This window comes from Streptomyces sp. NPDC024687 (genome assembly GCF_055559055.1).
Window position 1 is genome coordinate 23,307 of the sequence record NZ_JBVHLJ010000003.1, and the last position, 17,753, is coordinate 41,059.

Below are 17,753 nucleotides of genomic sequence, written 5' to 3' on the forward strand. Positions count from 1 at the left end.
GTGTGGGTGAGGGCGAGAGCGGGGCGGCGAGCGGCTCCGCAGGGGCTGGGGACGGGGGTCCGGTCGACGTGGGCGTTCATGACGGTGAGGGGGTGGCCGACATCGGCGTTCGGGGGAGCCGGAGGTCCGGCGCCGGGCCGTTGCTGCTCGGGGTGCGGCATCACGGGCCCGGGTCGGCGCGGGCGGTGCGGGCGGCGCTGGACGCGGCCCTGCCCCGGATCGTGCTGATCGAGGGGCCGCCCGAGGCCGACGCGTTGATTCCGCTGGCCGCCGAGGAGGACATGCGACCGCCGGTGGCACTGCTCGCCCATGCCGTGGACGAGCCCGGCCGTTCGGCGTTCTGGCCGCTGGCCGAGTTCTCCCCGGAGTGGGTGGCGATCCGCTGGGCGCTGGAGCACGAGGTCCCGGCCCGTTTCATCGACCTGCCGGCCACGCACACCTTGGCGTGGGGGCGGGACGTGGCGAACGAAGGACCGACGGACCGACCGGACGAGCCCGCCGCCGAGGGACCGGACCCGAGTGGGCCCGCGACGCGGCCCGCTCCGGCCGACGAGAACGCCGCCCCGGGGGAAGCGGAGCCCTCTTCCACCGGTGGAAACCCACCTTCGGACGACCAGCCCGACGTTCACGACGCCGTCCGTGTCGACCCGCTCGGGGTGCTCGCCGAGGCCGCCGGATACGACGATCCCGAGCGGTGGTGGGAGGACGTCGTCGAGCACCGGGGAGTGGGGCAGGGTGACGTGTTCGAGCCGTTCACCGTGCTGGAAGAGGCGATGGAGGTGCTGCGGGAGACGTACGGGACCGGTGGATACGACCGGGACCTCGTGCGGGAGGCGTACATGCGGCTCCAGCTGCGGGCCGCCCAGCGGGAGTTCGGGGACGACGTGGCCGTGGTGTGCGGGGCCTGGCATGTGCCGGCGTTGCGGCGGAAGAGCACGGTCGCCGGCGACAAGGCGCTGCTGAAGGGGCTCCCCAAGGTCAAGGCGGACATGACATGGGTGCCGTGGACACACCGCAGGCTCTCGCGGCGCAGCGGCTACGGCGCCGGGATCGACTCGCCCGGCTGGTACGGGCACCTGTTCGGCGCACCGGACCGGCCCGTCGAGCGGTGGCTGACCAAGGTGGCGGGGCTGCTGCGCGACGAGGACCGGGTCGTGTCCTCGGCGCACGTCATCGAGGCCGTACGGCTGGCCGAGACGCTCGCGGCGATGCGCGGCCGGCCCCTGCCCGGCCTGAGCGAGACGACCGACGCGGTGCGGGCGGTGATGTGCGAGGGCTCGGACGTTCCGTTGGCGCTGGTGCACGACCGGCTGGTGGTCGGGGATGTCCTGGGGGAGGTGCCGCAGGCGGCGCCCGCGGTGCCGTTGCAGCGGGATCTCGACCGGATCCAGCGGCGGCTGCGGCTCAAACCGGAGGCGCTGGAGCGGGAGTTGGAGCTGGACCTGCGCAAGGAGAACGACGCCGGGCGCAGCACGCTGCTGCACCGGCTGCGGCTTCTGGGCGTGGCGTGGGGTGAGCCGGCGGCCTCGCGGGGGAGCACGGGCACGTTCCGCGAGACATGGCGACTGCGGTGGGAGCCGGAGCTGTCGGTGCGGGTCGCCGAGGCGGGGGTGTGGGGCACGACCGTGCTCTCCGCCGCAACGGCGAAGGCGGAGGCGGACGCCGTCTCCGCGCCGGGACTCGCCGACGTCACCGCCCTCGCCGAGCACTGTCTGCTGGCCGAACTCCCCGACGCCCTGCCCACGGTGATGCAGATCCTCGCCGACCGCGCCGCGCTGGACGCGGACGTCGGCCACCTCGCCCAGGCCCTGCCGGCCCTCGTCCGTTCCCTGCGCTACGGCGATGTGCGCGGCACCGACACCGGCGCCCTGACGGAGGTCGCCGCAGGCCTTGCCGAGCGGGTCTTCGTCGGCCTGCCCCCGGCCTGTGCCGCGCTCGACGCGGAGGCGGCGGAGGAGATGCGGCGTCATGTGGACGCGGTGCACGGAGCGGTGGGGCTACTGGGTGAGGTGGCGGCTCCCGAGGACGCGACCTCGGGTTCGGAACCGGGCGGCAGGGGGGACGCGCCGGTTCCGGCTCGCCACGGTCTCCGTGGCCGTTGGCAGGCCGTGCTCAAGGTGTTGTCCCTGCGGGACACCGTGCCCGGTGTCATACGCGGGCGGGCGGTCCGACTGCTGCTGGACGACGGGGAGTTGGCGCAGGACGAGGCGGCTCGGCTCATGGGGCTCGTGCTCTCGCCGGGGACGGAGCCGGGGGACGCGGCCGCGTGGATCGAGGGTTTCGTCGGGGGCGGGTCCGGCGGCGGGATGCTTCTCGTGCACGACGAGCGGCTCCTCGGACTCGTCGACGCATGGCTGACCGGGGTGTCGGCGGAGGCGTTCACCGATGTGCTGCCGCTGCTGCGGCGCACGTTCTCGGCGTACGAGCCGGGAGTGCGGCGGACCTTGGGCGAACTGGTCCGGCGGGGCCCGGGACAGCGGGGCAGTGCGGCCGGAGCCGGTTCCGGGATACCGGGTTTCGGGGCCGACCTCGACAGCGACCGGGCCGACGCCGTGCTGCCGGTGGTGCGGCTGCTGCTCGGCCTGGACGACGACCGCGACGGCGACCACGACGACGGCTTGGCGCACAACGACGACAACGACCTTGCGGGGGTGGCGGGATGATGACCGAGGTATTGCGGACACCGAGGGGCGGGGCAGGCAGGGCAGGCAGGGCAGCAGCCGCCGCCGCTGTCGGGGACGGGCGCGAAGTACCACCCGGCTACAGGACCGGGTCCCGGGCGAAGCACGGCTCGGTGACCAGCGTGGCCGTGGTCCCGCTCTGGGACCGGTTCCGGACGGGAGAGCGGGCATGACGACCGATCCGAACGACATGACGGCAGCGGCGACGCCGACGACACCGGCGGCACAGGTGGCACCGGCGACACAGGCGGCACGGTCATCGGCCGGCACGGCAGTCCTCTCTGCCTCCTCCGCCAACCCCGCCGACGAGCGGCTTCGGCGTTGGCGGCTTGTGCTGGGTGGGGAGGCGGCCGACGGCACCGGGTGCGCGCTCAGCGGGCAGGATGCCGCGATGGACGGAGCGTTGGCCGCGCTCTACGGCCGGGGAGACGGGAAGGGACAGGCGGGGAGGGAGCGTTCGGCGGGGCTCGGGGCCTCGGCACCGTCTGTGGCGCGATGGCTGGGGGACATCCGGACGTACTTCCCGTCCTCCGTCGTCCAGGTCATGCAGCGGGACGCCATCGACCGGCTCGGGCTGTCCACCCTGCTTCTCGAACCGGAGATGCTGGAGGCGGTCGAGGCCGACGTACACCTGGTCGGCACGCTGCTCTCGCTCAACAAGGCGATGCCGGAGACGACGAAGGAGACGGCCCGGGCCGTCGTGCGGAAGGTCGTCGAGGATCTGGAGAAGCGGCTCGCCACCCGCACCCGCGCCACGCTCACCGGCGCCCTCGACCGCAGCGCCCGGATCAACCGGCCGCGCCACCACGACATCGACTGGAACCGCACGATCTCGGCCAACCTCAAGCACTACCTCCCGGAGTACCGGACGATCGTGCCCGAGCGGCTCATCGGCTACGGCCGGGCCTCCCGGTCGGTGAAGAAGGAGGTCGTCCTCTGCATCGACCAGTCGGGCTCGATGGCGGCGTCCGTCGTCTACGCGTCCGTGTTCGGGGCGGTGCTGGCGTCCATGCGGTCGATCGACACACGGCTCGTCGTCTTCGACACGGCGGTCGTCGACCTCACCGACCAGCTCGACGACCCGGTGGACGTACTCTTCGGCACGCAGCTCGGTGGCGGCACGGACATCAACCGGGCGCTGGCGTACTGCCAGTCGCAGATCACCCGGCCCGCGGAGACGGTGATGGTGCTGATCAGCGACCTCTACGAGGGGGGCATACGCAACGAGATGCTCAAGCGGGTCGCGGCGATGAAGGCGTCCGGGGTCCAGTTCGTGACGCTGCTCGCGCTGTCGGACGAGGGGGCGCCGGCCTACGACCGGGAGCACGCTGCCGCGCTTGCCGCGCTGGGCGCACCGGCCTTCGCCTGCACGCCCGACCTGTTCCCCGAGGTGATGGCGGCGGCCATCGAGAAGCGGCCGCTTCCGATACCGGACCCGGTGTGAACCCGGGCTCCCCGTTGGCGATTTGTCGACCCGGTGACCTGCGGCTTCGCCCAGCAAAACGGACATGACTACGCATCGGTAACAGGGGGCTTGCGCGACCTCGGGCACCCCGTGCAAGGATCGCTTTCTCCAGAGTCTTCACCCTTCCCCTCCGTTTCCCTTTCGCCTCCGTTCCTGTTTGCCGCCGTTCTATTTCACTTCATTCCTTTTCGCTTCGCTTCGTTCCGCCGCACGGAAGGACCTGCCCCCTCGTGACCTGGTCAGCAGCCTTTCCCGGTGCCACCATGCGCGTGCTGCGCGCGGTGGTGGGACGGCGAGCGCTGCAAGTGGGGCTGCTGGTGGGCGGGTTGTTCGTGCTCGGCTTCCTCTGCGGGGAGCAGGCGCAGGCGGCGGACGGCATCGGGGCGTTGCCGGGCAGGACGGTCGGTCAGCTGGTGAAGCCCCCGGCGGAGCCGAAGTCCACGCACACGGCCATGCTCACGACCACCTCCACGACCACGGATACGGCAAAAGGTGGCGCCCCCCAGCCGGTTGCCGCCAAGCCCGGCGCTGATGTCCTCACCCACCCGGCCGACGACAAGGTGCTCCGCCCGGTGACCGAGGGCGTCGTCGGGGCCGTGGTCAACGGTGTCGTCCAGCCGGTCGGGGATCTGGTCGGGACGGTGACCACGGGGCTGACCGAGACGGTCGGGATACCGGCGCAGCCCACGCTGCCGGGGTGGCCGACGATGCCGTCGCCTCCGGAGTCCCCGTCGTGGCCGACCCTGCCAACTGCGCCGACCGTGCCGGGTGTTCCCGCGGTGCCGGGCCTGCCCGCAGTCCCGGGCCAGACCTTGCCCGCGCCCGCGCCGGTCACCTCGGCGCCGCAGCCCCCGTCGGGCGATCACGCGGCGGGGGAGCCGGCCGGTGACGAGGAATCGGCGGACGCCGGTGCCGTGTACGGGCCGCGGTTCGCCGGTCACGGCACCGTGACCGAGTCCGTCGCGCACCCCTCCGCCCACCGCACCACCTCCACCCCTACCTCCGCCTCCGCCGCCCACGCGCCCGCGCACCAGGCGCCCTCCGACAACCGGGGCGGATTCCTGGGCGGCAAGTCGGCGGTGGACAGCGGCTCGTCGCGACACGCCGACGCGCATGCCGTCACCCCCGACCACCGGGCGCCGCTGCGGCTCGTGGCCGGTGCCGCCGCGAGCGTCGACGCGGCCGGGACCCGGGACAGGCACCGGGACATCCCCGTCTTCCCCGGCTAGGACAGACCTTCCCCCGCCGACCTGCCGCGCGGGGGAGGAACAGGTCTGCCCCAGCCGTTCGGACACCCCCAGATCTCCTCAGATCTCCGGACGGATCCCCCTGGAGCCCTATGGCTCCGGATGTCCCCATGCCTCTCCATGCCTCCCAAGATCCAGGGATCTGACGCACTCATGAACAAGAACATCCGACGTTCCCTCGTCATAGCCGCCGGTGTCACCGGTACCTGGGCACTCGGTTCCGCCGTGGCCAGTGCGGACGAGCTCCCGGCCACCGCCCTCTCCGCGACGGACACCGCGTCCGACACGATCACCACGGTCACCGACACGCTCGACGGCACGGTCACCGACGCCACCACCACTGCGCGAAAGACGGCAACCGGCACCACCGACCAGGCCGGCCGTCCCGCAGACACGACGGCCACCGTGGCCCCGAAGGTGTCCCAGGCCGCCAGCGCGAAGGTGTCCAAGGTGAAGGGCGCCGCGGCCATCCAGGGCGCGAAGGCGGCCCGGGCCGCGCAGGCCGAGGCGAAGGCGAACGCCGCGCAGGCAGCAGCCGCCAAGGCCGCCAAGGCCGCCAACGTCCCCGACGCAGCCGTATCCGCCGCGCGCCGCACACCCACCACCCCCCAGCACGGCATCGACTACCTCTTCGGCCCCCTCTCCGCATTCGCCCCCGAGACCCGGATCGCCGACGTCTCCGCCGTCCCCGGCACGGTCACGCCCGTCGTCGCGCCCGCGGTCGATCAGACGGGCGCCGCGATCGTGCCGCCCGTCGGCACTGCCGCCGTGGAGGGTGTCCTGCCGGTCGCCCAAGAGGTCGTGCCCGTCGTCGGGCGGACCGTGGACGGGGTGCCCCCGGCCGTCACCGGTGCGGTGGCCGGCGTGACGCCGGTCGCCGGAGGCGCCGTGAACGCCGCGACCACGCTGGCGTACGACGTCGTCGGGGACGTCTCCCCGGTCGTGGGCGGCACGGTCGCCGGAGTCGGGGGGATCCAGGACGGCGTGTCCGGGTACGCCGCCGGCACGGTCACCGGCGTACGCCCGGTCGCCGACGCCGTCGTCGCCGACGTGCCGCCGTACGCCACCGGTCTCGTCGGGCAGGTCGCCCAGGACACCACCGACGCCGTGCTGCCGCCGGTCGTGAACACCGCCGTGCACGGCGTCGTGCCGGTCGCCGGGCAGGCCGTCGCGGACGCGGGCACCCTGGCGTACGGCGTCACGCAGGACGTCCGGCCCTTCGCGACCGACGTCACCGGCGACGTCCCGTCGCTCGCGTACGGCGTGGCGGGCCACTCCACCGACCTGGCATACGGCGTCGCGGGCGAGGTCCCGGTCTTCGCGCACGGTGTCGCGGGGGCCGTTCAGCCTGTCGTCGGCACGGTCACCCGGACGGTCGAGCCGGTGGTCGGCAGTGCGACGGCGTTGGCGTACGGCGTCGCGGGTCAGGTCCCGGTCTTCGCGCACGGTGTCTCGGGGGCCGTTCAGCCTGTCGTCGGCACGGTCACCCGGACGGCCGAACCCGTCGCCGACAGCGCCACGACGTTGGCGTACGGCGTCACGGGCGAGGTCCCGGTCTTCGCGCACGGTGTCTCGGGGGCCGTTCAGCCCGTCGTTGGCACCGTCACCCGGACGGTCGAGCCGGTCGCCGGCAGTGCCACGGTGCTGGCCCACGGCGTGACGGGGGACCTCACTCCGTTCGCGTACGGCGTCGTCGGCGAGGTCGCCCCCGTGGCCGGGCAGGTCGGTCCCTTTGCCGCCGATCTGAACGGGACCGTCCAGGACACCGCGGGACCGCTCGCCGGGCACGCCGTCACCGGTGTTCAGGGCGTGGCCGAGTCCCTCACCCCGGGTTACGCGCAGGACCTCCGTCACCGCGCCTGACCACCCCCCACCGACTCCGTGAGGCGACGGGCCCCGGACGGCCGAAAGCCGTCGGTCTGTCCTGCCGGAACCTCACGGACCGGGCGGAGAGGTCCCCATTGGGGTGGGGATCCACCGCCCACGCTCCTTGAAAGGTTGAAAAGGGGCTGCACAGAGGGCCTCACCGGGACAACCCCATCCCGGTGAGGCCCTTCCCATGCCCAGCCGGAAGGCTCCCCCCGACCTCACGCACGGCACGCCGTGCCAGTGAGCGCGGCATCATGTGACAGGTATCACCGCTCAGGTGTGACCCTCGATTTAGGGGCCTCCCGCAAGCAGCGATAACCTGCGAGACGGACATGCCGCGCGCTCGGACACCGTGTGCGCCTCCCTTGTGACAGACACGGTCGGACGTCACGTTGCCCTCGCGGCACGCCCACGCAGACAACGAACCGCGAGATCACTGATAGGGACGGAAGCGCGTGGACCTGTTCGAGTACCAGGCGAGGGACCTCTTCGCCAAGCACGATGTACCGGTGCTGGCCGGTGAAGTCATCGACACGCCTGAGGCGGCCCGCGCAGCCACCGAGCGCCTCGGTGGCAAGTCCGTCGTCAAGGCCCAGGTGAAGGTCGGCGGCCGTGGAAAGGCCGGCGGCGTGAAGCTGGCCGCGACCGCAGACGAGGCGGTCGAGCACGCGACCAACATCCTCGGCATGGACATCAAGGGCCACACGGTCCACAAGGTGATGATCGCCGAGACGGCCCCGGAGATCGTGGAGGAGTACTACGTCTCCTTCCTCCTGGACCGCGCCAACCGCACCTTCCTCTCCATCGCGTCCGTCGAGGGCGGCATGGAGATCGAGGAGGTGGCGGAGACCCGCCCCGAGGCCGTCGCCAAGACGCCGATCGACGCCAACGTGGGTGTGACCCCCGAGGTCGCCCGCCAGATCGTCGAGGCCGCGAAGTTCCCGGCCGAGGTCGCCGACAAGGTCGCGAACGTCCTGGTCACCCTGTGGAAGACCTTCATCGAGGAGGACGCTCTCCTCGTCGAGGTCAACCCGCTGGCCAAGGTCGCCTCCGGTGACGTCATCGCCCTGGACGGCAAGGTCTCCCTCGACGAGAACGCCGAGTTCCGTCAGCCGGGACACGAGGCCCTCCAGGACAAGGACGCGGCCAACCCGCTCGAGGCCGCCGCCAAGGAGAAGAACCTCAACTACGTCAAGCTCGACGGCGAGGTCGGCATCATCGGCAACGGCGCGGGTCTCGTCATGAGCACCCTGGACGTCGTCGCGTACGCCGGTGAGGCCCACGGCGGCGTCAAGCCCGCCAACTTCCTCGACATCGGCGGTGGCGCCTCCGCGGCCGTCATGGCGAACGGCCTGGAGATCATCCTGGGCGACCCCGACGTCAAGTCGGTCTTCGTCAACGTCTTCGGCGGCATCACCGCGTGCGACGAGGTCGCCAACGGCATCGTGCAGGCGCTGCAGCTGCTCGCGGACAAGGGCGAGGACGTCACCAAGCCCCTCGTCGTCCGCCTCGACGGCAACAACGCCGAGCTGGGTCGCAAGATCCTCTCCGACGCCAACCACCCGCTGGTGCAGCGCGTGGACACCATGGACGGCGCGGCCGACAAGGCCGCCGAGCTCGCGGCTGCGAAGTAAGGAAGAGGGACAGATACAGCCATGGCTATCTTCCTCAACAAGGACAGCAAGGTCATCGTCCAGGGCATGACCGGTGCCACGGGCATGAAGCACACCAAGCTCATGCTGGCCGACGGCACGAACATCGTCGGTGGCGTGAACCCCCGTAAGGCGGGCACGTCCGTCGACATCGACGGCAACGAGATCCCGGTCTTCGGCACGGTCGCCGAGGCGATCGAGAAGACGGGCGCGAACGTGTCCGTCCTCTTCGTACCGCCGGCCTTCGCGAAGGCCGCCGTCGTCGAGGCCATCGACGCCGAGATCCCGCTCGCGGTCGTCATCACCGAGGGCATCGCGGTCCACGACTCCGCCGCGTTCTACGCGTACGCGGTCTCGCAGGGCAACAAGACCCGGATCATCGGCCCGAACTGCCCCGGTCTCATCACCCCGGGCCAGTCGAACGCCGGCATCATCCCGGGCGACATCACCAAGCCGGGCCGCATCGGCCTGGTCTCGAAGTCCGGCACGCTGACGTACCAGATGATGTACGAGCTGCGTGACATCGGCTTCTCCTCCGCCGTCGGCATCGGTGGCGACCCGATCATCGGTACGACGCACATCGACGCGCTCGCCGCGTTCGAGGCCGACCCCGACACCGACCTGATCGTGATGATCGGTGAGATCGGTGGCGACGCCGAGGAGCGGGCCGCGGCCTTCATCAAGGAGAACGTGACCAAGCCGGTCGTCGGCTACGTCGCGGGCTTCACCGCGCCCGAGGGCAAGACCATGGGCCACGCCGGCGCCATCGTCTCCGGTTCCTCCGGCACGGCCGCCGCGAAGAAGGAGGCCCTCGAGGCCGCCGGCGTCAAGGTCGGCAAGACGCCGACCGAGACGGCGAAGCTGGCGCGGGAGATCCTCGCCGGCTGAACGGTGACCAGCTGACCGTCGATGGGCTCGCTCCGTGGGTTGGGGCGGGCCCATCGACGCGTTACGGGGTGCCGCGCCGGGTCGTCGGGCGGGTGCAGGTGCGTTGTGGCTGGTCGCGCCCCGCGGCGGAGCCGCTGATGTCACAGCCCCGCGCCCCTTGAGCGCGTCCCGCTGGACGCCCCTTCAGGGGCGCGGGGAACTGCGCGACCAGCCCCCACCGGCCGCAGTCAACGACTGACCGGTACCAGCCTCTCCGGACCGCTCGCCGTCTCCTCCCGCAGCTTCTTCCGGAGTTCCACCTCCTCCTCCGACAACGCGCCCTGCCCCACTCTCCCCGGCACCCCCTGAACCTCCGCCCCCGGCGGCACCGGTGGCTCGTAGTGCGTCGGAGCCGTCCGCAGCGTGAGTGCCGTCGTGCCGATCAGGGCCACCGTGAACGCGATCGCCGCCCGGGTCCACAAGCGCGCCCGGCGCTCACTCCCGGCCCGCACCGCGGGCGGCTGCGCGGCACGCAACCCCTGCGTGGAGGCCAGGGAGACCAGGCGCTCGTGCAGATCGGACGGGTCGGCCAGGTCGGGCAGGTGTGCGGCGATCGCCGACCGCGCGTTCATCAGCCGGTACGCGGTCGCCGGGGTGCTCGCCTCCGTCTCCGCCGCCGTCTCCGGAAGGTCGAGGCCCACGCCGTCGTACAACAGGAGCGTGCGCCGCTGCGACGGCGGGAGCTTCAGGAGTACGGCCATCAGCGCGCGGTCGGCCGGGTCGGGGACGGGGTCTTCGGGGCCGCGGTGGCGGGGGCGGAAACGGTGCCAGGGAGAGAGGGCGTACTCGTACGCCATGACCCGTGCCCAGCCCGCCGGATCCCGGTCCACCGCCACCTCGGGCCAGCGCTGCCAGACGAGTTGGAAGGCCCCTTCGACCGACTCGCGGGCGAGTTCGCGGCGGCCGGTGAGCAGATAGGTCTGCCGGACGAGCGCGGGCGCGCAGAACCCGTAGAGCGCGTCGAAGGCCTGAGCCGGTGTCAGGGGAGTGGCGGCGAGCTCCTCGCTCTGCTTCACGGGGCACCCCTTCGTACGAAAAAGTACATAGTCGTATATTGAGCGACACATCGGAGGTTCGGCTGTTACGACGAGAAAGCGCGTGTCGTTGGGACCATGGCGGGCGTGATCCAGATGACCGTTCGCCGCAGCTCGTTGTCGCCCCTGCTCATCCGGTTGCGCGACCGGACGCCCGGCCTGGCCGCCAGCCTGCTGGGCGGTGCGGTGGCCGCCGGGCTGGGGCTCGGCACGTTCGCCGTGCTCGTGATCGCGCTGTGGATCAGCTCGCCGTACCCCGACAGCGGGCCCGGGGGCGCGCTGCACGTGGCCGCGGCCCTGTGGCTGCTCGCGCACGGGACCGAGCTGATCCGGACGGACACGCTCTCCGGTGTTCCGGCGCCCGTCGGGGTGACCCCGATGCTGCTGCCGGCGCTGCCGTTGTGGCTGGTGCACCGGGCGGCGCGGGACCTGGCCACCGGGGACGAGGCGCCGCCGCAGGCGTCCGCGCGGACGGCGTGGGCGGGGGTCGTGCTCGGGTACCTCGCCGTCGGCGCGGCCGTCGCCCTGTACGCGTCCGGCGGGGCGCTGCGGCCCTCCTGGACGTGGACCTGCGTGTGCCTGCCGGCCGTCGCCATGGGCGCGGCCGGGTCAGGGGTGTGGACGGCGTACGGCCGTCCCGCCGAGGCGCTGGACGGGGTACTGGTGCTGCTGCCCGCGGGGGTGCGGCGGCTCGTCCTCGGGGCGGAGGCGCGGGCCCGGCTCTTCGCGGCGGCACGAGCCGCGGGGGCCGGGGTCTGCGTGCTCGCCGGGGGCGGGACGGTGTTGCTGGCGGTGTCGCTGGTGGCGCACGGCGGCGCGATGCGGGGGTCGTTCCTCCAGGTGACGGAGGGCTGGTCGGGACGGTTCGCCGTAGTGCTGCTGTGTCTGGCGCTGGTGCCGAACGCGGCGGTGTGGGCGGTGAGTTACGCCGCCGGACCCGGGTTCGTGCTGGGCGCGGGGCATGCCGTGGGCCCGCTGTCCTCGGACCCCGCGCCGATGCTGCCGCCGTTTCCGTTGCTGGCGGCGGTACCGGAGGCGGGGGCCGGGGGGCCGGCGCACTGGGCGGCGGGGGCGGTGCCGGTGGTGGCCGGGGTCGTGGTGGGGTGGTTCGTGGGGCGGGCCGCGGACGCGGGATGGTCGCGCGGGCGGACGGCGGGCGCGGTGGTGTGGGCCGCGGTGCTGTGCGCGGGGGCGGTCGCCGCGCTGACCGCGCCGGCCGGCGGACCGCTCGGGGTGGGGGTGCTGGCCCGGTTCGGGCCGGTGTGGTGGCAGGTCGGCGCGGCGGTGACGGGGTGGATCACGGTGGCGGGGCTGCCGGTGGCGCTGGCGGTACGGGCTTGGCGGGGCTTCTCGGCGGGCGGGCCGCGCCCATGGGTGCCGTCGGTGCGGGTCCCGCTCTCGCGAGGCAAGGCGACGGACGGGGCCGGAGCCACTTCCGGGACCGTTCCGGGGGCCGTTTCCGGGACCGCTGCCGGGACCCGCACCGACGGCACCACTTCCGGCACCACTTCCGGCACCGCTCCCAAGACCGCTCCCGTGACCGGCCCGGCGGAGGAAAGCGGCCCGCAGGACGCCCCCGGCGACCAGGACGACACCTACGTCCCCCACGACCGGGACCGGGACGACTCCTACGAGCCCTACGACTTCCTGCCCGCCGAACCCCGGACGGAGTCGGTGCCGTCGTCGACGCCCTGGTACGACGAGGCTTCACGGGAGTCCCGCTGGGCGCTCCTGAAGGAGGCGGCCACGCCGCCGGAGGGCTCCCCCGAGAAGTCCCCGCCCACCGACTGACCGACCTCAGCCGTTCGTGCTGAGCACGCCCCGCAGTTGCTTCGGGAGCAGATCCGAGCAGGACTGCTGGGCCTGGTTGGTCAGGGAGTCGTTCATGCAGGTGTAGTAGTCGTCGTAGACCAGCCTCGCGGTGAAGCTCGCCGCCACGAAAACCAGGGCCAGGGAGGCCGTGACCAGGCCGCTGATCGCCGCGGAGGTCTGGGGGCGGGCGGACCGGGGCGGGGCGGGGGTGTCGGGGTCCGGGGTGCGGGGCTTGGCGCGCACCGCGCTGATGCCCCAGTACAGGGCCAGCGCGCCCAGCAGCAGGCTCACGTACGGCCAGCCGAAGAGGACGAAGAAGACGGCCCACATGCCGCACAGCAGGGAGTAGCGGGCGCGGCGCTGGGAGGGGTCCGTCGGGTCCCAGCGCGGCCCCGGACCCGCGCTGCCCTGTCCTCCCGGACCGCCACCGGGACCCGCGCCCGGGCGGTCACCGAAGCCGCCGTCGGAGCGGCCCGGCTGGCGGTCGCTCCACTGGCTGCCCCACGGGGTGCGGCCGCCGTCCTCACCCTCGCCACCGTCCGAGTCCTCGGGGCGGCGGCGCGGCTGCCACGGGCGGTCCGGAGTGCCCTCCGGCGGCGCGGCGAAGGGGTTGTCGTCCTCGGCCGTACCGCCCCGCCCCTCGCCGTTCTCCTTGCCGGAGGAAGGGGCGTCCGGCGGCGAGGCGGGCTGCTCCCGCAGCAGCAGGCCGCTGCGCGCCCCTCCCTGCAACGACTGCTGGGGGAGCGTGAGGAGTCGCAGGCTGCGGTCCGACATCAAGTGAGCGTCTTCCCCTTGAAGGATGTGACTTGCCATGGATTGCGTGGACGGATGGTTCGGCGGGCCCGTCGGCGCGGGCCTCACCCCGTGAACGCACCGCACACCACCCGCGTTCCCGGACCGTCCCTCCCAGACGCTACCTTCCGGCCACGCCCCCGTCCCGTGGGGGCCTTCCGATGTGCCGGTATCGTTGCTGGCGTTCGGCCGCTTCCTAGACTTCCCCGTATCCCGGGGCTCGAAGCATTCGTACGACCGTACAAACGCTCCCCCGAGAAAGGGCCCCGCCGTGGCCGCCAAGCCCGTGGCCGAGCAGGCCAGGCCGGTCCAGCGCCTGGTCGTGCTGGTCTCCGGATCCGGTACGAACCTCCAAGCGCTGCTGGACGCCATCGCGACGAGCGGGGCGGCGGCCTACGGTGCCGAGATCGTGGCCGTCGGGGCGGACCGCGAGAACATCGAGGGGCTCGCGCGGGCCGAGCGGGCCGGGATTCCCACCTTCGTCCGCAAGGTCAAGGACTTCGGGACCCGTGAGGAGTGGGACGCCGCCCTCGCCGAGGCCGTCTCCGCGTACGAACCCGACCTCGTGGTGTCCGCCGGGTTCATGAAGATCGTGGGGAAGGAGTTCCTCGCGCGCTTCGGCGGCCGGTTCGTGAACACCCACCCCGCGCTGCTGCCCAGTTTTCCGGGGGCCCACGGAGTGCGCGACGCGCTCGCGTACGGAGCCAGGGTCACCGGCTGCACCGTCCACTTCGTCGACGACGGCGTCGACACCGGACCGATCATCGCCCAGGGCGTGGTGGAGATCCGGGACGAGGACGACGAGAGCGCTCTGCACGAGCGCATCAAGGAAGTCGAGCGAAGGCTGCTCGTCGAGGTCGTGGGGCGGCTCGCCCGCAACGGCTATCGCATTGAGGGACGAAAGGTAGTTATCCAGTGACCGCCGAGAGCATCGAGAGCGGCAAGCGGGCCATCCGTCGCGCGCTCGTCAGCGTCTACGACAAGACCGGCCTCGAAGAGCTGGCCCGCGGACTGCACGAGGCCGGTGTCGAGCTCGTCTCCACCGGGTCCACCGCGGGCCGTATCGCCGCCGCCGGCGTCCCCGTCACCAAGGTCGAGGAGCTCACCGGCTTCCCCGAGTGCCTGGACGGCCGGGTCAAGACCCTGCACCCGCGCGTGCACGCCGGCATCCTCGCCGACCTGCGGCTGGACAGCCACCGCGAGCAGCTCGCGGAGCTGGGCGTCGAGCCGTTCGACCTCGTCGTCGTGAACCTCTACCCGTTCCGCGAGACCGTCGCCTCCGGTGCCACCCCCGACGAGTGCGTCGAGCAGATCGACATCGGCGGCCCGTCCATGGTGCGCGCCGCCGCGAAGAACCACCCGTCGGTCGCCGTCGTCACCAGCCCCGAGCGGTACGCGGACATCCTGACCGCGGTCAAGGACGGCGGCTTCGACCTCACCACCCGCAAGCGCCTCGCCGCCGAGGCCTTCCGGCACACCGCCGAGTACGACATCGCGGTGGCGAGCTGGTTCGCCAGTTCCTACGCCCCCGCCGACGAGTCGCTCTTCCCCGACTTCCTCGGCGCCACCCTGGAGCGCCGCAGCACCCTGCGCTACGGCGAGAACCCGCACCAGCCCGCCGCGCTCTACGTCGACGGCACGGGTGTCGGTCTCGCCGAGGCCGAGCAGCTGCACGGCAAGGAGATGTCGTACAACAACTACACGGACACGGACGCCGCCCGCCGTGCCGCGTACGACCACACCGAGCCGGCCGTCGCGATCATCAAGCACGCCAACCCCTGCGGCATCGCGGTCGGCGCGGACGTCGCCGAGGCGCACCGCAAGGCACACGCGTGTGACCCGCTGTCGGCCTTCGGCGGGGTCATCGCCGTCAACCGGCCGGTGAGCAAGGAGATGGCGGAGCAGGTCGCCGAGATCTTCACCGAGGTCATCGTCGCGCCCGACTACGAGGACGGCGCCCTCGAAGCCCTCGCCAAGAAGAAGAACATCCGGGTCCTGAAGGCCCCGGCCGCGCCCGCTCACCCCGCCGAGGTCAAGCCCATCGACGGCGGCGCGCTCCTCCAGGTCACCGACCGCCTCCAGGCCGAGGGCGACGACCCGGCGAACTGGACGCTGGCGACCGGCGAGGCCCTGAGCGCGGACGAGCTCGGCGAGCTCGCCTTCGCCTGGCGGGCCTGCCGCGCCGTCAAGTCCAACGCCATCCTGCTCGCCAAGGACGGCGCCTCGGTGGGCGTCGGCATGGGACAGGTCAACCGGGTCGACTCCGCGAAGCTCGCCGTCGAGCGGGCCGGAGCCGAGCGCGCGCAGGGCTCGTACGCGGCCTCGGACGCGTTCTTCCCCTTCCCGGACGGCCTGGAGGTCCTCCTGGAGGCCGGTGTGAAGGCGGTCGTCCAGCCGGGCGGCTCGGTCCGTGACGAACTCGTCGTCGAGGCCGCCAAGAAGGCCGGCGTCACGATGTACTTCACGGGGACACGGCACTTCTTCCACTGACGGAACACCGCACAGGGCGGCGCCGCGGTCGACATCTATGTCGAACTGCGCAGCGCCGCCCACGTGTTGGGTCCCACCTGCCCGTCCACCTCGAGCCCCTTCGCGCTCTGGAACTGCTTGACCGCGGACCGGGTGTCCTTGCCGAACTCGCCGTCCACGCCCGAACCGCCCACGCTGTAGCCGCGCTTGGTGAGCATGCACTGCACCTGCACGACCCGCTGGCCCTTGTCGCCGTAGTCGGTGAGTTCGGTGCCGGAGTAGTAGGTGCAGCCGGAGATCCAGGCGGGGGTGGCCGGGGGTGCGGCGGTCCTGGTCACCGTGGCGGTGGGGGTGGGAGCGGTGCTGGTCCCATCGCCCGTGCCGCCGCTGTTCCGGGTGGCCGTCGCGGACGGAGTGCTGTCCGGTGCGCTGCTGCTCTCCTCGGGGGCGGCCGTCTGCGGCTCGCTCTTGTCCTTCTTCTTCCCGTCGTCCTTGCCGGAGGGTGAGGCGGAGGCGCTGGACGGGGGAGGGGCCGAGGCGACCGCGGCGGTGCTGCTTCGGGCGGCCGTCGGGGCGGCGGCGGCCGGGGAGTCGAGCCCCGGGCGGGTCAGCAGGAAGGCGCTGACGGCCACCGCCCCCACGGCGACGCCCGCGACGCCGACCAGATAGGACCTCCTGCGCTTCGGCCCGGCGGGGCCCGGAGCCGGAACCGGCGAGACAACGGGCTCCAGGGGCGTACGGAAGTGGGGGGACTGCCGGACGGGCATGCCCTCCAGCACCGCGCACCCCTGCTGCCGTTCGCGGAGCCGGGCGGCCAGGGGGTCGTGCCAGTCGGACGCGCGGCCGTGTCCGGCGGCTGTGGCCGCGTCGATCAGCTGCCGCGGGGCGGGGCGCCCGGCGGGGTCCTTGGCCAGGCAGGCGGACAGCAGCGCCGCCAACGACGGGTCCGTCTGCGCCAGTTCGGCCATGATCTCGGTGTCGGGTGCCTCGAAGGCGACCCGGTGCATGACGTCCACGCCGGTTCCGTCGCCGAAGGGGGCGTGCCCGGTGGCGGCGTAGACCAGGGTGCAGCCGAGGGAGAAGACGTCGGAGGCGGCGTCGCAGCGGCCCTCGCGCAGATACTCGGGCGCCATGTACGCGGGCGTGCCGACCCGGTTGCCGGTCGTGGTGATCGCGCTGCTGTCGGCCGCGCGGGAGATGCCGAAGTCGATGACGTGCGCGCCCCGGGGGGACAGGATCACGTTGGACGGCTTCAGGTCCCGGTGCACGATCCCCGCGGCGGTCAGCGCCGACAGGGCCTCCCCGAGTTCCGCCACCAGCCGCCACACCACGGCCGGCGCCGGCAGCCCGCACTCGCGGACGGCCTCGGCGAGACTGAGGCCGGGCAGGTACTCGGTGGCCATCCACAGCAGCGCGTCGTCGAACCCGGTGCCGAGCAGGTGCGGCGCACGCGGGGTACGCACCCGCCCGTGCACGGCGGCCTCCCGCTCGAACCGCCGCCGGAAGTCCGGGCCTTCGGCGTACTCGGGCCGGATCACCTTCACGGCGGCGAGCCCCGGGGCGTCGTCGGCACGCCGGGCCAGATAGACCCGGCCCATGCCGCCGCTGCCGAGCAGCCCGAGCGGGACGTAGGGTCCGATACGTCCGGGATCGGCGGGCAGCAGCGGGACCGCGCCCGCCTGCCGCAACGCGGTGTCACCGGCCGCCGGTATGTCTGTCACGGGCTCCCGACCTGCCTCTTCTTGCACAACGTGCTCACATGGCACGCCAGTTGACGGGGAGAGGCTATCGTCCGGCGCCGGGGA

The 17,753-nt window shown here is 72.8% G+C and carries 11 protein-coding genes and 1 pseudogene; 9 read left to right on the top strand and 3 right to left on the bottom strand.

The features are described from left to right. Positions 1-92 precede the first annotated feature (92 nt). The 6 genes from ACZ39I_RS11930 (at position 93) to sucD (ending at position 9,802) form a co-directional block, all read left to right on the top strand. Positions 93-2,663, top strand: a complete 2,571-nt coding sequence (locus ACZ39I_RS11930) for a DUF5682 family protein (RefSeq protein WP_467244400.1) — start codon at positions 93-95, stop codon at positions 2,661-2,663. Positions 2,664-2,850: 187 nt separating this feature from the next. Then, on the top strand, positions 2,851-4,125 hold the full coding sequence (locus tag ACZ39I_RS11935) for a VWA domain-containing protein (protein WP_467244401.1): 1,275 nt from the start codon (positions 2,851-2,853) through the stop codon (positions 4,123-4,125). Between the two features lie 251 nt (positions 4,126-4,376). Continuing rightward, on the top strand, positions 4,377-5,375 hold the full coding sequence (locus ACZ39I_RS11940) for a hypothetical protein (protein WP_467244402.1): 999 nt from the start codon (positions 4,377-4,379) through the stop codon (positions 5,373-5,375). Positions 5,376-5,546: 171 nt separating this feature from the next. Beyond that, positions 5,547-7,256 (top strand): hypothetical protein, encoded by a 1,710-nt coding sequence (locus ACZ39I_RS11945; protein WP_467244403.1) that lies wholly within the window; start codon positions 5,547-5,549, stop codon positions 7,254-7,256. 461 nt (positions 7,257-7,717) lie between these two features. After that, positions 7,718-8,896, top strand: a complete 1,179-nt coding sequence (gene sucC, locus ACZ39I_RS11950; RefSeq protein WP_352389143.1) for an ADP-forming succinate--CoA ligase subunit beta — start codon at positions 7,718-7,720, stop codon at positions 8,894-8,896. Positions 8,897-8,917: 21 nt separating this feature from the next. Beyond that, positions 8,918-9,802, top strand: coding sequence for a succinate--CoA ligase subunit alpha (gene sucD / locus ACZ39I_RS11955; RefSeq protein WP_352389142.1), 885 nt, complete (start codon positions 8,918-8,920; stop codon positions 9,800-9,802). Positions 9,803-10,029: 227 nt separating this feature from the next. On the opposite strand, the pseudogene ACZ39I_RS11960 reads toward sucD, so the two are convergent. Further along, positions 10,030-10,827, bottom strand: a pseudogene (locus ACZ39I_RS11960) (sigma factor-like helix-turn-helix DNA-binding protein); the annotation flags it as partial. A gap of 126 nt (positions 10,828-10,953) precedes the next feature. Between ACZ39I_RS11960 and ACZ39I_RS11965 the strand changes: the two are divergent. Beyond that, positions 10,954-12,666, top strand: a complete 1,713-nt coding sequence (locus ACZ39I_RS11965; RefSeq protein WP_467244404.1) for a cell division protein PerM — start codon at positions 10,954-10,956, stop codon at positions 12,664-12,666. 6 nt (positions 12,667-12,672) lie between these two features. Here ACZ39I_RS11965 and ACZ39I_RS11970 read toward each other — a convergent pair whose 3' ends face one another. Continuing rightward, positions 12,673-13,461: a hypothetical protein gene (locus tag ACZ39I_RS11970; RefSeq protein ID WP_467244405.1), complete on the bottom strand. Its 789-nt coding sequence runs from the start codon at positions 13,459-13,461 to the stop codon at positions 12,673-12,675. 289 nt (positions 13,462-13,750) lie between these two features. On the opposite strand from ACZ39I_RS11970, the gene purN reads away from it, so the two are divergent. Then, a complete protein-coding gene (purN, locus tag ACZ39I_RS11975) occupies positions 13,751-14,398 on the top strand; it encodes a phosphoribosylglycinamide formyltransferase (RefSeq protein WP_393600397.1) in 648 nt (215 codons plus the stop codon). Then, on the top strand, positions 14,395-15,969 hold the full coding sequence (purH, locus tag ACZ39I_RS11980) for a bifunctional phosphoribosylaminoimidazolecarboxamide formyltransferase/IMP cyclohydrolase (RefSeq protein ID WP_467244406.1): 1,575 nt from the start codon (positions 14,395-14,397) through the stop codon (positions 15,967-15,969). Before purN ends, purH begins: the two co-directional genes overlap by 4 nt. 35 nt (positions 15,970-16,004) lie before the next feature. Here the strand turns inward: purH and ACZ39I_RS11985 are convergent, their stop codons facing one another. Beyond that, on the bottom strand, positions 16,005-17,669 hold the full coding sequence (locus ACZ39I_RS11985) for a protein kinase domain-containing protein (protein ID WP_467244407.1): 1,665 nt from the start codon (positions 17,667-17,669) through the stop codon (positions 16,005-16,007). Positions 17,670-17,753 lie beyond the last annotated feature (84 nt).

What these genes read in the sequence shown, in the direction of transcription:
- ACZ39I_RS11935 (WP_467244401.1), top strand. Translation starts at nt 2,851, where the DNA reads ATGACGACCGATCCGAACGACATGACGGCAGCGGCGACGCCGACGACA.
- ACZ39I_RS11945 (WP_467244403.1), top strand. Translation starts at nt 5,547, where the DNA reads ATGAACAAGAACATCCGACGTTCCCTCGTCATAGCCGCCGGTGTCACC.
- sucD (WP_352389142.1), top strand. Translation starts at nt 8,918, where the DNA reads ATGGCTATCTTCCTCAACAAGGACAGCAAGGTCATCGTCCAGGGCATG.
- ACZ39I_RS11965 (WP_467244404.1), top strand. Translation starts at nt 10,954, where the DNA reads ATGGCGGGCGTGATCCAGATGACCGTTCGCCGCAGCTCGTTGTCGCCC.
- ACZ39I_RS11970 (WP_467244405.1), bottom strand. Translation starts at nt 13,461, where the DNA reads ATGTCGGACCGCAGCCTGCGACTCCTCACGCTCCCCCAGCAGTCGTTG.